This is a genomic window from Bifidobacterium sp. ESL0745 (assembly GCF_029433335.1).
Classification (GTDB): domain Bacteria; phylum Actinomycetota; class Actinomycetes; order Actinomycetales; family Bifidobacteriaceae; genus Bifidobacterium.
The window spans coordinates 103790-123959 of the sequence record NZ_JAQTHX010000003.1 but is presented as its reverse complement, the minus strand read 5'-3'; the positions used below and the strand labels follow the sequence as shown (position 1 = coordinate 123959).

16 protein-coding genes, 1 tRNA gene and 1 pseudogene are annotated in these 20170 nt (G+C 55.4%); 9 read left to right on the top strand and 9 right to left on the bottom strand.

Annotated elements, in window-relative coordinates:
• Nucleotides 1–3: 3 nt before the first annotated feature.
• A complete protein-coding gene (locus tag PT275_RS08580) occupies nt 4–1341 on the top strand; it encodes an alpha/beta hydrolase-fold protein (RefSeq protein ID WP_277154036.1) in 1338 nt (445 codons plus the stop codon).
• An 8-nt stretch (nt 1342–1349) separates the two neighbouring features.
• Here the strand turns inward: PT275_RS08580 and PT275_RS08575 are convergent, their stop codons facing one another.
• Nucleotides 1350–2168, bottom strand: a complete 819-nt coding sequence (locus PT275_RS08575) for an ABC transporter permease (RefSeq protein WP_277153970.1) — start codon at nt 2166–2168, stop codon at nt 1350–1352.
• Nucleotides 2169–2577: 409 nt separating this feature from the next.
• A complete protein-coding gene (locus PT275_RS08570; protein WP_277153969.1) occupies nt 2578–3663 on the bottom strand; it encodes an ABC transporter substrate-binding protein in 1086 nt (361 codons plus the stop codon).
• An 832-nt stretch (nt 3664–4495) separates the two neighbouring features.
• On the opposite strand from PT275_RS08570, the gene PT275_RS08565 reads away from it, so the two are divergent.
• The 3 genes from PT275_RS08565 to htpX all read left to right on the top strand — a co-directional run bounded on the left by PT275_RS08565 (nt 4496) and on the right by htpX (nt 11187).
• Entirely contained in the window at nt 4496–7888 is a 3393-nt protein-coding gene (locus PT275_RS08565; RefSeq protein WP_277153968.1) for a hypothetical protein, read from the top strand.
• Nucleotides 7889–8309: 421 nt separating this feature from the next.
• Nucleotides 8310–9788 (top strand): FAD-dependent oxidoreductase, encoded by a 1479-nt coding sequence (locus tag PT275_RS08560; RefSeq protein ID WP_277153967.1) that lies wholly within the window; start codon nt 8310–8312, stop codon nt 9786–9788.
• Nucleotides 9789–10218: 430 nt separating this feature from the next.
• On the top strand, nt 10219–11187 hold the full coding sequence (htpX, locus tag PT275_RS08555) for a zinc metalloprotease HtpX (RefSeq protein ID WP_277153966.1): 969 nt from the start codon (nt 10219–10221) through the stop codon (nt 11185–11187).
• A gap of 281 nt (nt 11188–11468) precedes the next feature.
• On the opposite strand, the gene PT275_RS08550 is transcribed toward htpX, so the two are convergent.
• The 4 genes from PT275_RS08550 to PT275_RS08535 all read right to left on the bottom strand — a co-directional run bounded on the left by PT275_RS08550 (nt 11469) and on the right by PT275_RS08535 (nt 14866).
• Complete coding sequence (locus tag PT275_RS08550) at nt 11469–11987, bottom strand: DUF3021 domain-containing protein (protein WP_277153965.1); 519 nt, start codon at nt 11985–11987, stop codon at nt 11469–11471.
• A 1-nt stretch (nt 11988) separates the two neighbouring features.
• On the bottom strand, nt 11989–12462 hold the full coding sequence (locus PT275_RS08545) for a LytTR family DNA-binding domain-containing protein (RefSeq protein WP_277153964.1): 474 nt from the start codon (nt 12460–12462) through the stop codon (nt 11989–11991).
• A 160-nt stretch (nt 12463–12622) separates the two neighbouring features.
• The gene (locus PT275_RS08540; protein ID WP_277153963.1) at nt 12623–13555 is read right to left on the bottom strand and encodes an ABC transporter permease; all 933 of its coding nucleotides are present in this window, start codon (nt 13553–13555) and stop codon (nt 12623–12625) included.
• A gap of 177 nt (nt 13556–13732) precedes the next feature.
• Nucleotides 13733–14866: an ABC transporter ATP-binding protein gene (locus tag PT275_RS08535; protein WP_277153962.1), complete on the bottom strand. Its 1134-nt coding sequence runs from the start codon at nt 14864–14866 to the stop codon at nt 13733–13735.
• Between the two features lie 360 nt (nt 14867–15226).
• On the opposite strand from PT275_RS08535, the gene PT275_RS08530 reads away from it, so the two are divergent.
• A tRNA-Gly gene (locus PT275_RS08530) sits at nt 15227–15297 on the top strand.
• Nucleotides 15298–15374: 77 nt separating this feature from the next.
• On the opposite strand, the gene PT275_RS08525 is transcribed toward PT275_RS08530, so the two are convergent.
• On the bottom strand, nt 15375–16223 hold the full coding sequence (locus tag PT275_RS08525) for a site-specific integrase (protein ID WP_277153961.1): 849 nt from the start codon (nt 16221–16223) through the stop codon (nt 15375–15377).
• 18 nt (nt 16224–16241) lie between these two features.
• A pseudogene (locus tag PT275_RS08520) lies at nt 16242–16340 on the bottom strand (hypothetical protein); the annotation flags it as partial.
• Nucleotides 16341–16612: 272 nt separating this feature from the next.
• Between PT275_RS08520 and PT275_RS08515 the strand changes: the two are divergent.
• Nucleotides 16613–16882 carry a hypothetical protein gene (locus tag PT275_RS08515; RefSeq protein WP_277153960.1) on the top strand — a complete coding sequence of 90 codons (270 nt, stop codon included), beginning with the start codon at nt 16613–16615 and terminating at the stop codon, nt 16880–16882.
• Complete coding sequence (locus tag PT275_RS08510) at nt 16879–17157, top strand: hypothetical protein (protein WP_277153959.1); 279 nt, start codon at nt 16879–16881, stop codon at nt 17155–17157. The genes PT275_RS08515 and PT275_RS08510 overlap by 4 nt, the downstream gene beginning before the upstream one ends.
• 73 nt (nt 17158–17230) lie before the next feature.
• On the opposite strand, the gene PT275_RS08505 is transcribed toward PT275_RS08510, so the two are convergent.
• Entirely contained in the window at nt 17231–17671 is a 441-nt protein-coding gene (locus PT275_RS08505; RefSeq protein ID WP_277153958.1) for a hypothetical protein, read from the bottom strand.
• 628 nt (nt 17672–18299) lie between these two features.
• On the opposite strand from PT275_RS08505, the gene PT275_RS08500 reads away from it, so the two are divergent.
• Together PT275_RS08500 and PT275_RS08495 are read left to right on the top strand one after the other, a co-directional pair.
• A complete protein-coding gene (locus PT275_RS08500; protein WP_277153957.1) occupies nt 18300–18560 on the top strand; it encodes a hypothetical protein in 261 nt (86 codons plus the stop codon).
• Nucleotides 18557–20152: a phage/plasmid primase, P4 family gene (locus PT275_RS08495; protein WP_277153956.1), complete on the top strand. Its 1596-nt coding sequence runs from the start codon at nt 18557–18559 to the stop codon at nt 20150–20152. Before PT275_RS08500 ends, PT275_RS08495 begins: the two co-directional genes overlap by 4 nt.
• The last annotated feature ends 18 nt before the right edge of the window (nt 20153–20170 follow it).

Below are 20170 nucleotides of genomic sequence, written 5' to 3'. Positions count from 1 at the left end.
GTGATGGATGTTGAACATCATCGTTTCCGATGGATTTGCACCGTGGACGGTATCGATACGCTGGCGCTTCTGGCTTTGGCATCGCTGGGGCTGGCTCATGCGCTGAGATACGCCTTCCTGGGCTCGTGGCGGCTGTTCGGCGCTATGGCTGTGGTCGAACTGCTTATCGTGCTTGCCGGGGCTGTGGCTTGGCGTTTGCGTCTGCCCGTCATCTTCGCGGCTGACGCGATTACGGGCTTCGTTCTCGGCTACACCATGAATTATTCGGAAACGACGATGTTCAACGTTGTGTTTTATGTCGAGGCTTCCGTCGCCGTTCTGGCGGCGGTGGCCGGAACCGCGGTGCAGATTTATTGCGCATTGCGTAAGCGGCCGGCGGCAGTGACACAAGACGATGGTATTCGTCCTATGTGGGCGAGGGGTCGCAGGTGGCTTGCAGTGTTTCTGGTGCTTGTCGTTGTTCTTGTGGGCGTTTGGCAAGGTTGTGCGGCCTATGCGCGAAGCGGTTCGGATGCCCGACACGAGGTCTGGGACGTGCCTTCCGCGATGGATGCCGCATCCTCCAAACCTGGCAGTCTGCAACGGGTTACCTATCAGACAAAGGCGTACGCCACCGATCGTCGAAGCGTCACCAAGGCGGCTTATGTCTATCTGCCGTATGGATACACAAGTCATCATAAGTACGACATTTTGTATTTGTTGCATGGCACCGGCCAGACAGAGGCCGATTGGCTGAAAAACAATCAGGCGAACAAGAATGTGCTTGATCAATTGATCGCGCATCGAGTGGTCAAGCCGATGATCGTCGTCACGCCGAGTTTTTATGTCGGCGACGATTGCAAGGGAAATCTTGATGCGCTCACGTATTCGTTCAACAGCGAGCTGCGTAATGATCTGATGCCGTTTGTGGAGTCAAGGTATTCCACATACGCCGCATCTGCCACGAGCGCCGGGTTCACGGCCAGCCGTGACCACCGAGCGTTTGCGGGCCTTTCTCGCGGAGCCGTCACCACCTACCATTCGGCGATGTGCCAGAGCCTGGATTATTTTTCATGGTTCGGTACATTCAGCGGCAGCCGTACTTCAGCCGCGGATTTTCGAAAGACCATTCGTTCGGCTCGACTCAGGAATTATCCAATCCACTATCTTTATGTTTCCACCGGAATCTTCGATTTTGCAGGTCCCGGTCAGGCGCAGGATTATCGTGCGTTGTTGAATGCGGAGCCGCGTCTGAAGCCGGGGGCCAACACCAGATTCGACGTGTTCCCAATGCGCTACCATTCCATGGGAAGCTGGCATCTGGCGCTTTACGATTTCCTCCAGAACATATTCAAGAACTGAAGGACTCGTCAGGCTTCGCTCTCATCTAGCGAAATCGCATCATCCTCGTCGGCCGGGCCAAGCAACAGGCGTTCTGCCAGTGAAACGAGGCCGAGCAGAATGCCGGTCAAGGCCACCACGACGATGGCGGCCGAGAAAATCATGGCCGTTTGGAATGAATTGAACGCGCCCTGCAGCCACACACCGAGGCCGTTGGTGGCTCCCAAATATTCGGCAGTGACTGCCGTACCGAAAACGTAGGCGGCACTGATACGAATGCCGGAGAAGATCTGGCGCGCAGCGACGCGAAGTTTCACGTGAAACAGCGTCCACGGTTTCGTTGCCCCGCAGGTCAGCGCCACGTCCTGATAGAAGCGGGGTACTGCGGTCAATCCGCGTGAGGTGTCGACGGCAACGGAGAACAGGCCGAAGATGGCCACAAGTGTGATCTTGCCGGCCGGATTGAAGCCGAACCAGATCATGAACAGCGGTGCGATGGTGATGATGGGAATGGTCTGAGCAGCCACGAGCAGCGGGTAAATGGCACGGTTTGCGGTTTTCGAGGCGTAAAGGCCGATTCCGATGGCGATTCCGGCGACGACCGCGATTGCGAAGCCTGCCAACGCTTCACCGGTGGTCACCGCTGTTGCAGCCATCAGGTCTGGCCAGGTGACAACCATTGACGAGACGATGGCGACAGGGGAGGCCAGCGTAGTCTGCGAAACGAGGTGCGCGCTCGCCGCCACCTGCCAGACAGCTAACACCGCCCCGATGGTGATGGCCGGCGGCAGCGCCTTGCGCCACCAGCGTTGTGAGGGCGTTGACTGACCTTTCTGCTTCGTTGTCATTGTTGTTCTTCCGTTGCGTTTGTAGTTTCCATTATTCCATCAGTTTTCATTCAGCTGTCTTCTGAAGCTTTTCGAGGGAGGAACTTAGATCGTTCGTTGATTTATCCGGCATCACCTATCAACAGGTTTTCCAAGTCGGATGTTTCCTTATCCTTCAGATGATTCGCATCGCGTTTTATCGTAATCAGCGATTTTCTAACCTCTCGGCGCGCCAAGAAGGCGAAATTTGCGTGATTTGCTATCCATTCTTCAATTTTGGGGGTTCTTGGCGCACCAAGAGGGGCAAAAACAAGAGAATTGGGGATGATTCTTCGATTTTTTGACTTCTTGGTGCGCCAAGAGGTTCCAAAATAGGTACTTTGAGCGCGGGAGATTATGCATTTATGAAGACAAAGAGAGCTGAGAGGAATTATTCCACATATTTGTTGGTCGAAAGCTCGGCGGCTTGCGGCGCGCGGGCGAGCTTTTTCTTGTGCGAATCGGTGTAGGTGCCGGCGTTGTACTGGAAGTCCAGGTATTTCTGGCCGTCTTCGGTATTGACCGTGGCGGTAAGCTTTTGGTCGGGCTTGCCGTTGGTGGTGTCGTCGTTCATGCCGTTGCCGCTCCAGTAACCTTCCTTTACGACCTTTTCCATTGAGGCGCGCGAGAGTTTCGGGTCGAGATGCGAGGTTTTGGTCTGGTTGACCAGGATATCGGCGGCCTTGTCGGGATTGGCCAGCGCGTAGTCGTAACCGCGGCGTGTGGCCTTGAGGAATTTCTTCAGATTGGCGACGTTCTGTGGATTCTTGAGCCACGAGTTCTTCACTGCAAAACCGAGTTGGTCGGGATTGCCCGGCACACCCCACTTGTCGGCCGCGAAGCAGTTGAGCGCCGGCCCGTTGAGCTGTGATTCGACCTCTTCCCAGTTGGCGTAGAACCCGGCGAAATCACCTTTGCCGCTCGTGAGCGTGCGGAAGGTGTTGGTACCTGCCGTCGCGGTTTTGAAATCGCCGGAGCCGCCGGCGTAACGGATCATCTGGCGTACCGAAGCGCTTTGCTCAGCCGATCCGAAGGTGACGAAGGTCTTACCGGCGAAATCCTTGGGCGTCTGGATGTCGGTGCGGCTTTTCAAACTGCACCAGCGTGCGATCGGCTTCTGTGTTAAATCGAAAACCAGCTTCAAGTCAGCGCCCTGCGCGTCGGCGTTGGCGAGGTCGGTCAGTTTGGAGAAGCCGATGTTGGCCACGCCGTTTTCGACGCTGGTTTCTGCACCGGCCTGGGCGGTCGGCAAAATTTTCACGTTGACGCCGGCGTCCTTGAAATAGCCGAGTTGCTGCGCCACGTAAAGGCCGACATGATTGGTGTTCGGCGTCCAGTCGAGCATAAATGTCAAGGTCGGCCTGCCGTCGGCACCGGTTGTGGCGCTGCTGCCGGACGTGTTGCCGCACGCCGCCAGTGACAGTCCGAGTGCCGCAGCGCCAATGACCGCCATCGTCTTCGTGGCCAGTCGCTTCATGGTATGCTTCCGACCGGCTAGCCTGTTGTTGGTTTGGTTTGAACGGTTTTGTTGCATTTCTAGCTGGTCGGTCCTGCTGGAGAACGTATATGTTTGAAGCCCGGAACGTACAAAACTCAGCGGGGTTGTCTTGTCGGTGGCAGTATCCCATCGATTTTTGTCGCTGATCGGGGTCGATGTTGAAAAGTCGGCTGTTGATTTGCCAAGTCCAGTATGGTTTTGCTGCCTACGGCTATGCTGAATATGCGCCGATACGCCGGTCGCCAATTGATTCGTGACAGCGGATTTCCGCGCCTGAGCGTGTTGAATAGTTCCAAAAATCCGCGAAAACTGTGTCTTGATGCCCACCATGAATCACCTTGCCTTTTCTTGCGGCCTGAGGCGACGCATGCGGAAAGGTGAGGAGTCCGCGCGACGAATCAAGCCGATGTTCCAAGCCTGGGAATTGGCCTATGGCAATCGGCATAGCGGTGATTGCTGAATCCATTCCAGCCGATACCAGTGCAAAGCCTGAGTTGCCGTGCTTGTTGCGTTGCTAAATCGTCTTGGCGCAGCTGCTGCCACCAACCGCGCGAACATTTCCAGTATACCAATGTGGGTTTACCGATTGTGTTGACTGCGATGTCGTGATCGCGATGTTTAAAAAAGGCCATCGAGGTTTGTGCTATAAGTCAAAGTTTGTATAACAAAAGTATTAAATGTTGTAGAATATTATTCATATGGAATATGCTGGTCTATAAGGTTTGAGCAGGTACTTCCGGCAAAACTGTCAGGAATGTGGGAGAAATGATGGGCCTTTTCAGGCTGCGTCGATTTTTGGGAGTATGTGGCGGTGAGAGGTAAATTCTGGCGTGATCTGATGGCGGTAGTGTGCGCCTGCGCAAGTCTGTTGTGCGTAGCTCCTGCTGGCACGGCAGCGTCTGCAGGATTGTCTTCGTCTCAATCTGCTTCTGCTGTTTCGCAGGATGATAGACGAGGCGCCGGTTCTCTGGCCGTTTCGACGGCTGATTCTTCTCATTCTTCTTCCCCGATTCCTGCTACGACGTCGATATCCGACGAACCTGCAAGTCCGCATGCACAGCTGCCGGTGTACCCCGTCGACAATCTAAAGTCGGCAGCGGCAACGGGGTTCCCAACGTGGTCGACGCCGGAAACGCAAACAACGTATTCAGGTGTTGGATCGCGCAATCATGTTTCGGCGCAGGCCGAAGGAGACCCGTGTACCCAGTTGTCATTTGACGGCAACGGCGCGAGTGCGGGTGTTCCGGGTGACGTTACCGGACGGATTGATGCCGGTGGCACCTGTGTTGTGACGATACCAGGTGGGTCTGCCATGATACCCGCGGGCGAGGACAAGTCGTTCAGGGGATGGTCCGCGGATTCCGGAGCCACTGCGCCGGACTCCAACTATGATCCGGGAAGTCACCAGTATGCTGCTTCAACAGTGCCGACAAGAGTCGTCTTATACGCCGTATGGCGTACCGTGCCCGCACCCACCGATCTCAAAGTTGCCTATCATCGTAATTCGGACACCCTCACCGTCAGCGGAAAGGCCAATGATCTTGACGACCGTTACGGTGTGGTGACGGTCTGTGCCGACAATCCGTCAAGTCCTGCAGTCTGTCGGCCCAGCAGCGATATACGCGTCTCCTCGATTACCGCGAATCTCAATGATCCAGGCCAGCTTGCCTTCGCAGCCCGCGCTGACCAGCTTGACGCCACGGGTTCCGGCGATCAAGGATATGGGACGTGGGCCGAAACACTGGTCTGCCCGGCGGGCACGCCGTTTCAAGCCAGCAATTCCGGCTACGGGCTTCAGATTCCCAGTAAGTGCTCGCTGATCGAAATGCTTACCAATGGCAGTGGCGGTGGCGTCAACGGAACCAACAACTTCATCATCGGCGGGCGCTATGGTGGCAGCGCCACGTACGTTACCGCCGACAGCGACTTTAAGAACGGACCCGGCCAATATGATGTCTGGGTCTTTACGCGAAGCGTGCATTTTAAGGTCATCGGCACGCCGCAGCGTATTCTCGCCGGATATCTGTACACCGTTCCTTCACCAAGATCGTCCACAGAGGCCAGTGGCGTCGTCGAGGTGCAGTCCAGCTCGGCTGTGCCCCGCACCCAGGGCATAAGGATAGGGGGCAGCAGCGAGCAATCATGGAGCGTCACCTATCCTGCTGCAGATTTTGCCGGCTGGTATCCGATGGACAGCGACTACCGCATTTCCGCCCGACTGACCCTTGACAGCGGTGGTTTCACGACTCTGGCGACATCGCAGTCGGATGTGGCCTCAGGAATCCTTCCTTGGCTGGAAGTGAAATTTGACGCCAATACCAGTCATGGAGGGTCCGGTACGGCCCCGGGATCCGTCTACGGGTACACTGATGACGATCAATCCGAGATGACGTTGCCAGGCAAGGACAGCATGGTGAATGCCAGTGGCAGGCTTCTGGGTTGGAGCCGGGATCCGAATGCAAACGAATCGTCTGGCACCATCTATGCGGTTGGGAAACAGACGATGCCAACCACCGGAGGTACCACCTCCTCAAGCGGTTACGGCACAATCGTCACGCTGTATGGAATATGGACGGTGCCGCCTACTCCCTATGACCTTGCCATTGCCTATCACCGCAGCACCGATACGGTGGATGTGACCGGAAAAGTAGACACCGGCAACGATAAGAACGATGTCATCGCCGTATGCGCGACGGACGGGAGTCACGATCCGGTTGACTGCAATGGAGGTTCCGGTGTCAGGGTCGAGGGCATGAAAATCGATCACGATGATCGCGGAAAGATCAACATCACCGGCACCGCAGACCGTCTCAAAAAAGACGGAAGCCCTGCATCCACGTGGATACAGGCACTTGTCTGCCCTGCGGGGGCAGAGTTTCCGAGTTTTGTCGGTGGCGGTACAACAAGTGCGCCGTCGAACCCGTTGTGCTCGAACATCGAGATGCTTACCGACGATCATCCCAACGGCATCAGCAATACGGACGGTTTCGGTATCAATGGTCATTGGGATCCAGCGACCGGCACCGCTCATTCCGACTGGACCACCAGTGACGGCGATTTCAAGAATGGTCCAGGCCTTTATGACATCTGGATTTATCAGCGTGATCAACACTTCAACATCATTGGCAACAAGATCAAGCTGATTTCCAAATATGGGTATGGTGTGTCGGGCAATGGCACCAGCGGCGTCGAAAACTTGTACGTCCAGCTGAGCGGCACCGGTGTGCAGAATTGGAAAATTTCCTATCCGCGCGAGACGTTCGTCGCCAAATACCCCATTGGTTCCGAACATCATCTGGTGATACGACTGAGCATGAGCGGGGACCTCTCCAATCCGGTGCCGCTGGAAGGTACGTTGCCTTGGGCGAAGACGACGTTTGACGCGAATGCCGGGCGTGGCGGTTCCGGCACCCCGCCCAGTACGTTGCCGATTGTTCCGCCTGACGTTTTTAATGTCTTGGTCGATTATGATCAAAAGAACGCGCTGGTCAAGCTGCCGGATCCGACCGAAAGCATGAAACCGGGAGACGCCGAATTCGTGGGTTGGAACAAGGTCGCGACCGCTACTGCTGCAGGCAACGATGACGTTAGCCCGGCCAACAGCATGGGTGATGCCGCCAATCGTACCGTCTACCTGAATCAGGAAGGTGCCGACACCGAAACGGATGTCGATCTGTTCGCCATCTGGCACAAACGGACTACGCCGACCATCACCGGGATGACGCGCGATGAATCTACCGGTGCCGTCGTCATTACCGGCACCGGTGTGCCATGGGCTGATCAAGATTTTGCGGCTTTGCGGATTGTCGGCAATGACGGCCAGACCATCGGCACATTGCCTGATTCCGGAAACGCTCCGTTCACCTTTGGCGGTGGGAATTCCGCCGATGGTAGTGACAGCTATACATGGAGTTACACCATTGGCGTCAATTTGCTGCCCGAAGGCGGCAGCTATACCGTTTACGCGAAGCTCGGCGGTTCGGAAGACAAGGATTGGCGGGATGCCGGGGCCGCGCGCGCGGTCTATAGTCCCGAGACATCGGCGACGTATTCCATTCGTGCCGGTGACAATCACAATATTCCCCAGACTGGCGGTTCTTGGCGAGCGGCCGCAATATTGGCGGCATTGCTTGCTTTTTCGTTTGCGTCGCTAGTTGTCATTTCTGTTATTCGTGAATGTCATCGTTCGCAACATGTGTGGTAAGCGGCGATTCCTGTGATTGTTCCGCGATATCAGCGCCGGAATACGTTGAGGGCCGAGCTCAGCCATTAGGATCCTAAATGCTGGTTCATTGCTGCTCAGCGTGATGTCTGATATGGCACAAAATATATCGGTGGATATGTATCGGTTGCGCTGCCAAAGCCGGCGCCAAGTAAGCCGTTGCGGATGTTGGAATCGATAGTCGTGAGCGCAGTGACAGGATTTGTTTCGGTGTCGCTTTTGCTGGTTCGGTACCCCCAAAGGCGGTATATCGCCGATTTGGTAAGGGGAATCGGGAGGCAGCGTTTTTGTGAGCATGTCAACGTATCGTCGGGCCTAAGAGTGTTTTACCGAAACGAAAGATGTGTGGAATTTCCCTTTTTCGGTCTTTTGCGGCGTGGCCCGTTGCGATAAGGTGGATGGTATGAGCGAAAACAATAGCAACACACTCCGCATTGCCGTCGTCGGTGCCGGTCCTGCGGGAGTTTATTCATCCGACATTTTCCTGCGCGAGTTGAAGAAGAAGGGCGAATCGCTTGGTCTGCCGACTGACGCGCGTATCGACCTCTTTGAAAAGCTGCCGGTGCCGTTCGGCCTCGTACGTTACGGCGTCGCGCCCGACCATCCGGCCATCAAGTTCATAGCCGACGCGCTGGAGAAGACGCTGGATAATCCTGATATCCATTTGTATTGCGATGTCGAATTCGGCCGCGACCTGACGCTTGACGACCTGCTGCCGCGCTACGACGCGGTGCTGTTCGCCACCGGTGCTGTTGCCGACCGACCTTTGACGATTCCGGGGGCGGATCTCGATGGCGTGCATGGCGCCGCGCGGTTCGTGGAGTGGTACGACGGTTATCCGACCGGCGCTCGCACGTGGCCGCTCGATGCCGAAACTGTCGCTGTCATCGGTGGCGGCAACGTGGCGATGGACGTTTCGCGCGAATTGATGCGCAACGCCGACGACCTCAAGGCCCGCACCGATATTCCCGACAATGTCTACGAAGGGATCAAAACCAACAAGGCGCGGGAGCTGCATCTCTTCATTCGCCGCGGTGTGGCCCAGGCCAAGTTCAGCGTGCAGGAGCTCCGCGAGCTCGAGAAGCTACCGGGCGTGCAGATCCTCATCAACGAGGACGATTTCGACCTCGACGATGCCACCGTCGAGCAGGCCGGCAAAGACAAGCTGGCCCGCCAGATGGTCGAGGAGCTTTACGCCATTCGCGACATGGCCGAGGATATGGAGGACGACGGCGGTGTCGATTTCGAAGGCAACCCCGCGCCGAAGAAGTATTACATGCACTTCAACTCTGCGCCAACCGAGGTTCTGGGCAAAGACGGCAAGGTCGTCGGCCTGCACGTTGAGCGCACCGAAACCGGCGCGGACGGCGTGATGCGCCATACCGGTGAGTTCACCGATTATCCGGTCGAGGCCGTCTACCATGCCATCGGCTACAAGCCGGCGAGTGTGCCGGGCGTGGCTTACGACGAGCAGCGCGATGTGCTGGCCAATGAGGAAGGACGCATCCTCGCCGAACCGGCGCTCACCGCCGAAACCGGCAAGAGCACCGTTCGCCCGCGTCTTTACGCCACTGGTTGGGCCAAGCGCGGGCCGGTCGGGCTGATTGGTTCCACTAAGTCCGATGCGCTCCTGATTGTTGGCAACATGCTCGATGACCTCTCCAAAGCTGAGGACGCTGACGGCACCGGCAAGGGTTGCATCGCTGCCGACCGCGACCCCGAGTCCATCGACCGCCTGCTCGCTTCGCGCGGTGTCAAACCGATTGATTTCGCCGGCTGGAAGAAGGTCGACACCTACGAGCGTGCCGAGGGCGCGAAGGAAGGCCGCGAGCACAAAAAGGTGATCGACCCCGACCAGCTGCGTGCGCTCGCGCTGGGCTGAGAGGCGTTGACCGATTAGTCGGCAGTGCGTCGGGTTTCCGTTCGGGTGCTTTCTGTTGACGCGACAGAAAGCACCCTTTTTCGTGCTTTTCGTCGCGGCCAATAATGTGCTGCGACCAAAAGCATGTTTTTCCGCAGTTTTTCGTGCTTTTCGTCGCGTTTGCCGGATGGATGTGCCTGTACGATCAGCGTCATGGCACAATGCTCACGCTGAAGATGCGAGGAAAATCAGTGTTTTGCTGGCATTTTCCTGATTGTCATCGCATGTTCAATTGAACATGCGATGACAATCAACATTTCGGGCCTGTTTTCTTGATTTTGCTCGCAAGTTCGATGTGGGAAGATGAACGGAGGCCTGCTGTGGCCAAGATACCGCGTAGTCACAGCAGGCGTTCAGCAAAAGTACAGGGTGAGCCGTTAGGATTTGGTACATGGACGGCAAGATCAAAGTGCATGGCCATTTGAACGGCCTCAAAACCACACTGCTTTTCGGGGTGATGTGGGCTATCATCATGCTTATTTGGTGGCTTACTGGAGCCAGCCGCGACACGCTTATCTACTACATTTTCATCGGCCTTGCCACGACTTTCATTTCCTATTGGTTCTCTGACCGCATTTCGATCGCTTCGATGGGTGCGCGTCGCGTCTCCGAGGCCGAGGCGCCTGAGCTCTACCATATCGTCCGTGAACTGTCCGCCCGTGCCGGCAAGCCGATGCCACGCATTTACATCGCGCCGACCATGAGCCCGAACGCGTTCGCCACCGGCCGCAATGAGCGCCACGCCGCCGTTTGCTGCACGCAGGGCATTCTCCAGATTCTGAACGAGCGTGAGCTGCGCGGTGTGCTTGGCCATGAGTTGATGCACGTCTACAACCACGACATTCTCACCTCGGCGGTGGCCAGTGCGATGGCGACGGTGATCACCTATCTTGGCTATATGCTGATGTTCTTCGGCGGCGGACGCGATAATGATGACCGCGATTCCGGTATTTTGGGTCTCATCGGCGTTGCCTTGAGCTCGATCCTCGCGCCGATCGGGGCATCGCTGATCCAGCTGGCCATTTCCCGCACCCGCGAATACGATGCGGACGAAGATGGTAGCAAGCTCACCGGCGATCCGGCCGCACTCGCTTCAGCGCTGAACAAAATCACTGCCGGTGCACAAGCCAACCCAATGCCGCAGACCGCCGGCACCCAGTCCGCCGCGGCGATGATGATTGCCAACCCCTTCTCCGAAGAGGGCTTCAGCCGTCTCTTCTCCACGCACCCGCCCACCCAGGAGCGCATCAACCGGCTGATGCAGATGGCTCGTGAGATGCAAGGTGTGTCCGCCGGCCCGAACCGAGGCCAGCGCTGGAACCGCCTGGGTTCCGAGGGTGAAGCGCAGGCTGCGTACTGAATGGTTGACATTCTTGGCCGACCTGTTCCACAAATGCATATTCGCCCTGAAGACATGAAAGGCTGGCCGTTCGGTAAATCTATGGATATGAACATGCGGATGAATGTGAACACAAAGCCATCGTCCCGATGTGAAAATGTACGTTTTGCTATGTCGGTTTCCGTTCGATGGCGATGGTCTGTGATTCCGGCAGACGCTGTTGATAAAGCGATAAACGATATCGGCAAAACGTTTGTAATGCTAAAATCGCTGGTCGGGAATGGAATTCGGCTGTTGTGGTGTCACCGCTGTTTTGTCAGCCGTTCGTTGATTTTGCGGGCATCCAGCTTGTTGTGGGCGATGCTGATCGTCCAGATCGCGGCATAAATCAGGATGAATACCAAAACGACGGTAGGCAGGCCGCCGGTGATATGCGAGAAACTCCAGCCGTTCACCAGAATCCAAGCGATGACCAGCGCAAAAGTGAGCACGCAGTGCGCGATATAGCCGGAGATACGCCCGTTGCCGAGTAGGAACGTCAGTTCGCCGATGAGCGCGCTCATGACAAACAGGGTGACGATGCTGAACGTGTTGACAGGCACCCAGCCCGGTGCGATTACCCCCACCAAAAGGTAGAAGAACGAGCCGAACCCAAGCCCGATGGCCGCGTTGCGGGCGATATCGCGAAGAATCGTTGGCAAATGGGCCATGATTTCGCCTTTCTTGTCGCCGTCATGGCGGTGGTTACCGGGAATGTCGTCGATGATGTCGGAATCGTTTTTATCAATGTCCCGATTGATGGAATATTCGTTTCGCTGCATTTCAGGCCCCCAGCGCTTTTTTCAAATCGGCCACATAGCGCCGGCTTACGGTTTCGTCGATGCCGTCGGTGAGCTTCGCCGTCATATTGCCGGAATAGCTGGCTTCCAGCGATTTCAGATGGCGCAGATTGATGGCGACCTGTTTGGATATCTGCACGAAATCGGAGGATGGCAACGACTCCATGACATGTTGCAGCCGATCCCTGGTGGTCAGTGCGTGAGCAGGCGAATCTGGGGACGTGCCAATCCGGAGAATAAGCGAATTGCCATGCACCTCGATGGCGATGATGGCGCTTTTGCGCACGATTTCGATCCTGCCGTCCGTGTCGATGGAAATGGTCTGCGAAGTCCGACGTCCCAATGTTTCCGCGGCTTTCATTACCGATAACGCCTCTGCGGTGGGCGCTTTGGCTTCGATGACGATGCTTACTTCGCCGTCTTCAAGTTCGGAATTCGCCCGAAACGTGATGTTCACGCCTTCCACCACCTTTCCGGTTGGACGGTCTTGCTTTACGTTGTTCTGTCATACGTTTGTGCGTTTATACGTAGTCGGATACGTAGATGCGTTTTTCGATTGTATATGCGGCTGTATATGCACGCTATTTTCCATCATTGAATGTCGGATTCCATCATTTTCAGATTGTCGCAAGATTTCGTTCCCTACTGATACTTAGCTTACGTATGCTTGCGGCGAGCACACGGATGGCCCAGATAACCAGAGATATCAAGACTGTGGTGACGACAAGCAGGAGAATTTCCTCGGCGGCCGAAGTCGGCTGGGATGCGCGGGGCAGCGTGTAGCCGATGCCCATATCGGCACGGAATTTGGCGGAGATCGTCGCTTGATGGGGGAAAGGTGCGAATGCGGAATCCATCGCATCGCTCATGAGTAATCTGCGGAAAAGTGATGATGTATAGGCTCCCGGCCACACTTCGATGAGATGCTGCGCGAATTTCGGCATGGCGCTGATGGGCAGGTAGACGCCGGCGAGGAAGCCCGAGGCGGTGCCGACGATGGTGTTGAGCGCGGTGTTGGCGCTTTGCGAGCGGATGCCGGCGACGATGGCGTAGGAAAGAGCCGAGCTGGCAAGGGCATTGAACGCCATGAGCGCGAGAAGCCCGAGGTCGGTCGTCGGATGGTTCAACGGCACACAAATACGGTCTACGGGAAGGAAATACGCGAGCATCACCACGAACACAATCAATTGCATAACGAATCCGATGATTACGCTGCTCAGCACGTAGCCGCCGGCGATGCGCCAGCGCGAATGAATGGCCATGCGGAAGTCGATATCGAGGCCGTTTTCCCGGTCGTTGACCATCTGACCGACCATGGCCAGTGACGTGGTGAGTCCGGTGATTGAAAGGGTGCCGCCGATCAGCCAGTTGTCGAGCAAGGTGTTGACGGTTGTGGCGCTGAGGCCGTTGCCGCTCCAGCCGGAGCGAACGGTCTGTTTGAGAAAGACGACGTAAAGTCCGAACGCGATGAGGGCGCTGAGCAGGGAAAGCAGGGCGCGGGCGTGGTCGCGCAGGAAAAGTCTGAGGTTGCGTTGCGATAAGGCGAGCATGATGGTCCTTTGGAGTGGTTTCGGCTCGCATTTTTTTCGAGGCTTTAAAAAATGTGAGCCATTAAAAATGGCTAGGCGATGAGAATCATTGATATTCCAACGATTCCGTAAAAATTTCGGTGGTAGGTTTTGTTCGTTTGGCTCACAAAATTTTAGGAGGCAAAAATTTTGTGAGTCTCACTGTTTTGTCAGCGCCAGGAACACGTCGTCCATCGTGCCGGGGCGACACTGGAAATCGGCGATATAAGGCTGTAGTCCGTTGAGGATTATCAAGCAAACGCTGGCTGTCGGCAAGGTGAGTGACAGATGATCTGGGTTGTCATAGTCGGGATGATTGTTGTCCGTTGACTTTTCGGATGTACTGTTTTGTCGGGTTTGACCGTCGCCTGTTGGCTTGGCAAATGTATTGTTTCGTTGGATTTGATGGTTGACTGTTGGTTCTTCAGATGCATCGTTTTGTCGGCTTTGGCTTTGGCGTTCGGTTGGTGTTGCAGGTTTGGGCAATTCGCTGGGAATGTCGTCGCTGAGCTGTTCAAGAGCGGATTCGGCAGGTCGGCGCGTTCCCGGTTTCAACGTGAGCTCAAGCCGGTAATCGGCGTAACGGGAAATAAGTTCCGCCGCGGAACCGGAAGCCTTGATATGGCCCTGATCGATGAGATAGACCTGGTCGGCGTGCTCGGCCTCCTCGAGATAGTGCGTGGTCAGGAGTATGGAAAGTCCGGTTTCGCGGCGAAGTCGGTTCAGCAAGGACCACAGCGAGTTGCGGGTGACGATATCGAGACCGGTGGTGGGTTCGTCGAGCACGAGCAGGTCGGGATTGTTGATCAGCGCCCGCGCGATGTCGATCGATCGGCGTTGGCCGCCGGAAAGCGAGCCATAGCGTTGGTCGGCGAAATCTTCGGCGTGGACGAGTTCGATGACTTCGTTGATGCGGTTATTTGGCAGGCCGTTGTAAAGCCGGGCGCGGGATTGCAGGTTTTCGCGGGCCGTCAGTAGCCGGTCGAGCACGCTTTGCTGGAACACCACACCGATTGCGGGGCGCTTGCTTGCAGATGCCTCGCGGATTCCGGCTTTGTTGGTATCGCATGTTCCGGCGTGGCTATGGGAAGTGTTGGAATCCGGAAATTCGATCGTACCCGCATCCGGCGAGGCGATGCCGGTGAGCATTGAGATTGTGGTCGATTTGCCGGCGCCGTTCGGCCCGATGACCGCGGTCAGCGAACCTCGCTTGATGCTCAGCGAAACATCGTGGACGGCTTCGTGATTGCCGTAGAACTTCAGCAGATGCTCCGCGTGCAGCAGTGTTGACATGGATAAACCTTTCATGTCGATGTCCGGTCCGTAGTGCGAACCGCTTGAGACTTGGTGACAGGATGATTGTGTCGCTGCCAGTCGGTGAAAGGAAACCGACGTGGATGACCGGTCGTTGCTTATCGGCAAGAGGCGAGATTGCTGCGCTAAGAGGATGAATCAGACATTCGTATTTGTCATGCATAAGTTGTGTTTATTTTGCGGGCTGGTGCTTGGGAACGAACATGAAACTGCAATTTGCAAGCCAGGTCAGTCGGGTTATTGGAATATAAGGTGGGTCGAAATCGGTTCGGCGTGCTGTTTCGCAGTTCTGTGCTAAAGTTAATTTTTGTATGTGCGGATGGTAGCGCGCACGTTACTGCGGATGTAGTTCATCGGTAGAATGGAAGCTTCCCAAGCTTCAGAGGCGGGTTCGACTCCCGTCATCCGCTCTTTTCAATCCCAACGAAATCCCTTGAAACCTTTGATTTACCAATGTTTTTGTGATTCGAGTAAATCACAGAAATCACTATGATTTTGATAAATTGTTGCTGATTTGTTGCTGATTTTGTTGTTGGCTATCCATTTTCGCCTTTTCTATCTCCTTGCTCATGCGCGTCACCACTTCATCCAGATCTGAGTCGAACAGGTCGGCATAGGTGTCCAAAGTCATCGACGCCTTCTGGTGCCCGAGCATTCTTTGCACTGCCTTCACATTTGCCCCGCTGCTGACGGCGATGGAAGCGGCGGTGTGCCGCAAGTCGTGAAGTGTCAGAGTGGGCACTCCCGAGGCCTTCAATGCACGTGCATACCATCCGTGGTTAAGCCTCGATTGTTGGTCTATGCGCCGGTCACCATGATCCTTGTCGGTAAACACGAGATCGCCTGCACTTTTACCTTTGCACTCTTTATCAATTGCTGCCATGACCTGATCAGGGACCGGTACGTCGCGGATCTCCCATGTTTTCGGTGGCTGCTCGCCTTCGAAGTCCTTGGTCTTGGTGTAGCTCAGCCTGATATGAAGCCTGTGCTGGTCGCTTCTAACGTCGCCGACATGCAGCGCTGCCGCCTCGCCCCAGCGTAACCCACAGAAGCCGAGCGTGAGGATCAGCGTTCGGTGCTCGCCTGAGGCGTCGGCCAACGTCAACACTTGGCTTGGCGTCAAATAGGTACGTTTCTTGGGCATTTTATGAGGCAGCTTTATTCTCTCGCAGGGATTGCGGCTGATGAGTTGGTCATCACGCGCCATGTCAAGAATCCCTTTCAGAACTCCGTAAGCTCTGATGACGACGGTCGCACTCTTTGCGCTGATACCTTGTTTGGGGTCACCGGCGCTGAGTGAGCCGACCCACTGCTGAATCTCGGAATGGCGAATCAATTTGATCTCCCTGTCGCCCCATTTCGGTTCGACGTGGACTCGCCATGCGCTTTCCAGGTCACGGTAGTATTTTGGCTTCGCGGTGCCCTGCTTGCCTTTAAGCCATTCGGAGGCCAGAGAGGAAATGCGGGTTTTGCCTGCTTGCGGGTCGATGAAGTCGCCTCTGCTTTTTGCAACGGTCTGGCTGGCCTCCCATACTTCCGCGTCGTGTTTTCTGATGAATCCAGCTTGAGAGGTTTGCCGGTGGTCACCAGGTTTCCTGTAGACGACCGGTACCGGGTGCCTTTCTAGGTCTTGTATGAATAGAATGGCATGATGCCTCTTTGCTTTCTGCTGATGTACTCATGGTACGTTTACTGTTTCGTATTCTATCGTGTATGCTGTATGGTATGCGTATCATCATCCACCCGCACGCCAGGACCCACGGGCTGAGCGACCGGCAGATCCTCTCGGCCTTCGAGACGGGCGTGTCGGGTGCGACGATCAGGTACCGGGATCATGCCAGCGAGCCACAGCGGTGGGCGACGGTCGGTTTCGATGGTCAGGGCCGGCGTATCGAGTTGGTTTTTGTTCGTCTAGCCGATGGCACGCCGTTGGTGATTCACGCGAACCGTGCCACCAAGGGCTTTATCGACGAGATCAGGAAGGGGCGGTCATGAGTCAGAAATATGTAGCCGACAACGGCACTGTTATCACCGACGACATGGTGGACCAGTGGGCGCAGGAGGCCGAGGACGGTTTCCAGGGTGCCGAGATCAGGCCGTTCGAAGGACGGGCCTGGGAGGTCAAGAGCGAGCCGTTGAAGCCGCGCACCATCCGTGTGAGCGATTCGGTGTGGGGTCTGGTCGAACGGCAGGCGAAGGCGATGGGAATGAGTGTCAGCGAGTACGCGCGACGCAGCCTCATCAACGGTCTTACGCCGCAGCAGGTGTGACGTTTACTGTCCGGGACTTATCGTTATAGCCGTCCGTGTCTTTTGCAAGGCGCGGGCGGCTATTGTTTTGTTCTCATTCCGTTTCATCGTTTTGGGTTGCCGCATTGTTGCCGTGCAGCCGCACGCTGATGCTGAGCTCTTCGTCGCCGATGATGATGGTGAGGGTGAGGCCAAGCCGGTCGAGGATGGCCAGCGCTCGGTCGGTGTCACTGCGGCTCCAGGCGTGGAGGACGGCCTTCGCGAGTTTCAGAGGTGAAGCGTACTGCCCGTCGAACAGATCGTTGAGCTGTGTGTAGTCGCGGGTAAGGTCGCTGCCCCTGATCGCACCGATGAGCAGGTGTGTGGCGTCCGGCTTCAACGGGTCGAATATGGCGCTGTCGTCGTCGAACGGGTCGGTCTCCGGGCTGCCAGTGCTGTCGGCTGGTGCGACTTTGAGACGCAGCGGCGCGTGCTCCGGATTGTTGATGAGTTCGAGTGCGTTCTCGCGTATGGTTTCCATGACTGATGCAGACATAGCTGCCCCTTTGCTAGAAGGAATTTGGTCATGGATTTGGTCGGCCCGGCGGAGCCGGGCCACGTAAAAGCGATGGCTAATAGAGGTATGGAACAGTAAGAGGATGGATGCCGACGGTTAACATTTAGGTCATGTGAGCCGGATGTGTTGCAGGAATAGGGATTTTGCCTATGCTTTATGTGTGCTTGATTGCATTTAAAAGGGAGTGAATAAGCAACTATGCCATGAAGGAAGAATTTTACGACACGCCGATAGAAAAATGGATTTAAATGATTACAGAGATTTTTAAAAGTCTTTGTAATCGTTGAAATTACGCAGATAAGTTATAACTTAGTAAGTCAAGCTTTTTGTTCTTTAAATGGTCTTGGGTGTGACTCTGCCATTTTAGCGTGTTACAGTAATGTGCTTAGGACAAAGCAATCACAGCCCTGGCCTAGTAACCTTTAGTTGTTACCAGATCGCCAGTGGACAGCTAGTTTGTTCGAGTGCGCAATCGAGCAGACTGTCCAAAATGGCAAGAGAGCCGCCAATGATTGGCTATCGCTCTTCTTGCTATATCCATTCATATTATTAACGCGTGGGCGTTTGCTCCAAACGTGCGTCCACGCCTTTCTAAAAGGAATAAATCGTGATTGCGAATGCTCTACCAGATAAAGATAATTCACAAAAGCCAAAAGAGTCTGCAACCGATGACGTGTTGTGCGACACGAAGGAAGCGGCTAATCATTGTGGCCTTACCGTTGGTCATATGGCTCAACTTCGGTTCGTCCACAAAGGACCGAAGTATTTGAAGCCGGGTGCCAAAACAGTTAAATATCGATTGAAAGACCTTGATACTTGGTTGCGGTCTTGTGAACGTGGTCCCAAATCTGAGGGAGGCGCACGATGAGCGAGGACGAACCTTACTTCGGACGGCCTTCTGATGATGATCCTGAAACCTATGGTGATATGTTTGCCCGCATCGTCCGTGAGGTGATGGATTGGGCCTTCAAACATGATTTGTGCGACATCAGAAAAATCCGCCGCAAGATCATCCGCAAGTCGAATGACTGCATTGACCAGCATAATATCGAAATGCGTTCGACAGGCAGGAGCGACCAGAAATGGAAGCCACTGACCGAGATTACACCCCATCAAGCGGGTTATGTATTCTTCAAGCTGCATCGGGTTGCAATGATCATTGCTAGTGGGACTGATGGCTCCACTGTAAATGGCTTGCTGGGCATGTACATAGAGACCGGCGATGACGAGGGCATCTATAAGATCCTGACAGAACAGCTGCTGGCCTCGTTAGCGTATGAGTACAATCCGGAGGCTAACGCCAAATGGATTATGGAGTTCAGACGCTGGCTCAGTGCCCATGTCCCCAGGGTCCATGAGTGCGACAACCCCTATACGATTCCCATGCACAACGGCCTGTTCAACTACAAGACGAAAAAGCTCAGGCCTTTCACTCCCGACGAGGTGTTCCTGGCGAAGTCCCCGGTCGACATGCCCGAAAGCAAACCGGAACTACCGCGGATCGGGAAGCTGGACGGCACGTATTGGGATCCGCTGTCATGGTTGAGGGAGACTGTTCCCGATGATGCTACAAGGCACCAGCTCATGCAGGTCATGTGTGCTGCCTTACGGCCGTATCAGGATTGGCAGCACTTCGTGATTTTCTATTCGGAAGACGGCAGCACGGGCAAGTCGACGGTGGCTGAGTCCATGCGCCAGATGGTGGGGCTGTCGGTTTGTTCGAGCCTCCCGTTGACCGGGTTCTTCACTCGTTTCGGAATGCAGCAGCTTATTGGCAAGCGGCTCAATGTCAGCGACGAGCAGGACGCCTCGGCGCTGGTCAGCCGTGCGGATGCGTTGAAGTCCGTCACCACCGGGGACCCGGTGAGCGTTGACCGCAAAGGTCTGCCGGCCATCATGTACCAACCACATATCCTGTGCGTTTTTTGTACGAACGACCTTCCCCATATCCGCGACAAAGGAGAATCAATGCTAAGGCGGATGTTGATTTTGCCATTCACCCAGCATTTCGACGAGGAGCACAAGGATCGCCTTATCAAAACCACGTATCTCAAGGATCCGAAAGTGCTTTCATGGTTCGCCTGGCAGCTGCTGATGGAACTTGAGGACTTCGACCATCTGGAAACCACGGATACCTCCAAGATGATGCTCGAAGCCTTCCAGCAGGATAACGATCCGGTCGCCGCCATCTGGAACGAAGTCAAGCCCGGTCTTCATGAAGCGTTCCTGCCGTTCGACGAGTTCTACGGTTTCTACTTGGTGACAATGAAAGCTAATTACCCGAGCTCGCATCCTGAGAACCGGAACAAAGTCATCGGGCGTCTGTCGAAGCTGGCAGAGTCCGACGACACTTGGATGGTCGTCCGCGACAAAGACGGTGAGAGCAAGGTCAAGCAAGTTCAACGTGTCAGAATGGATGACGCGCACGGAGCCGCTCGTAGCCAGTCTGGTTCCGTCTAACAAATGGCATGAGCCGGA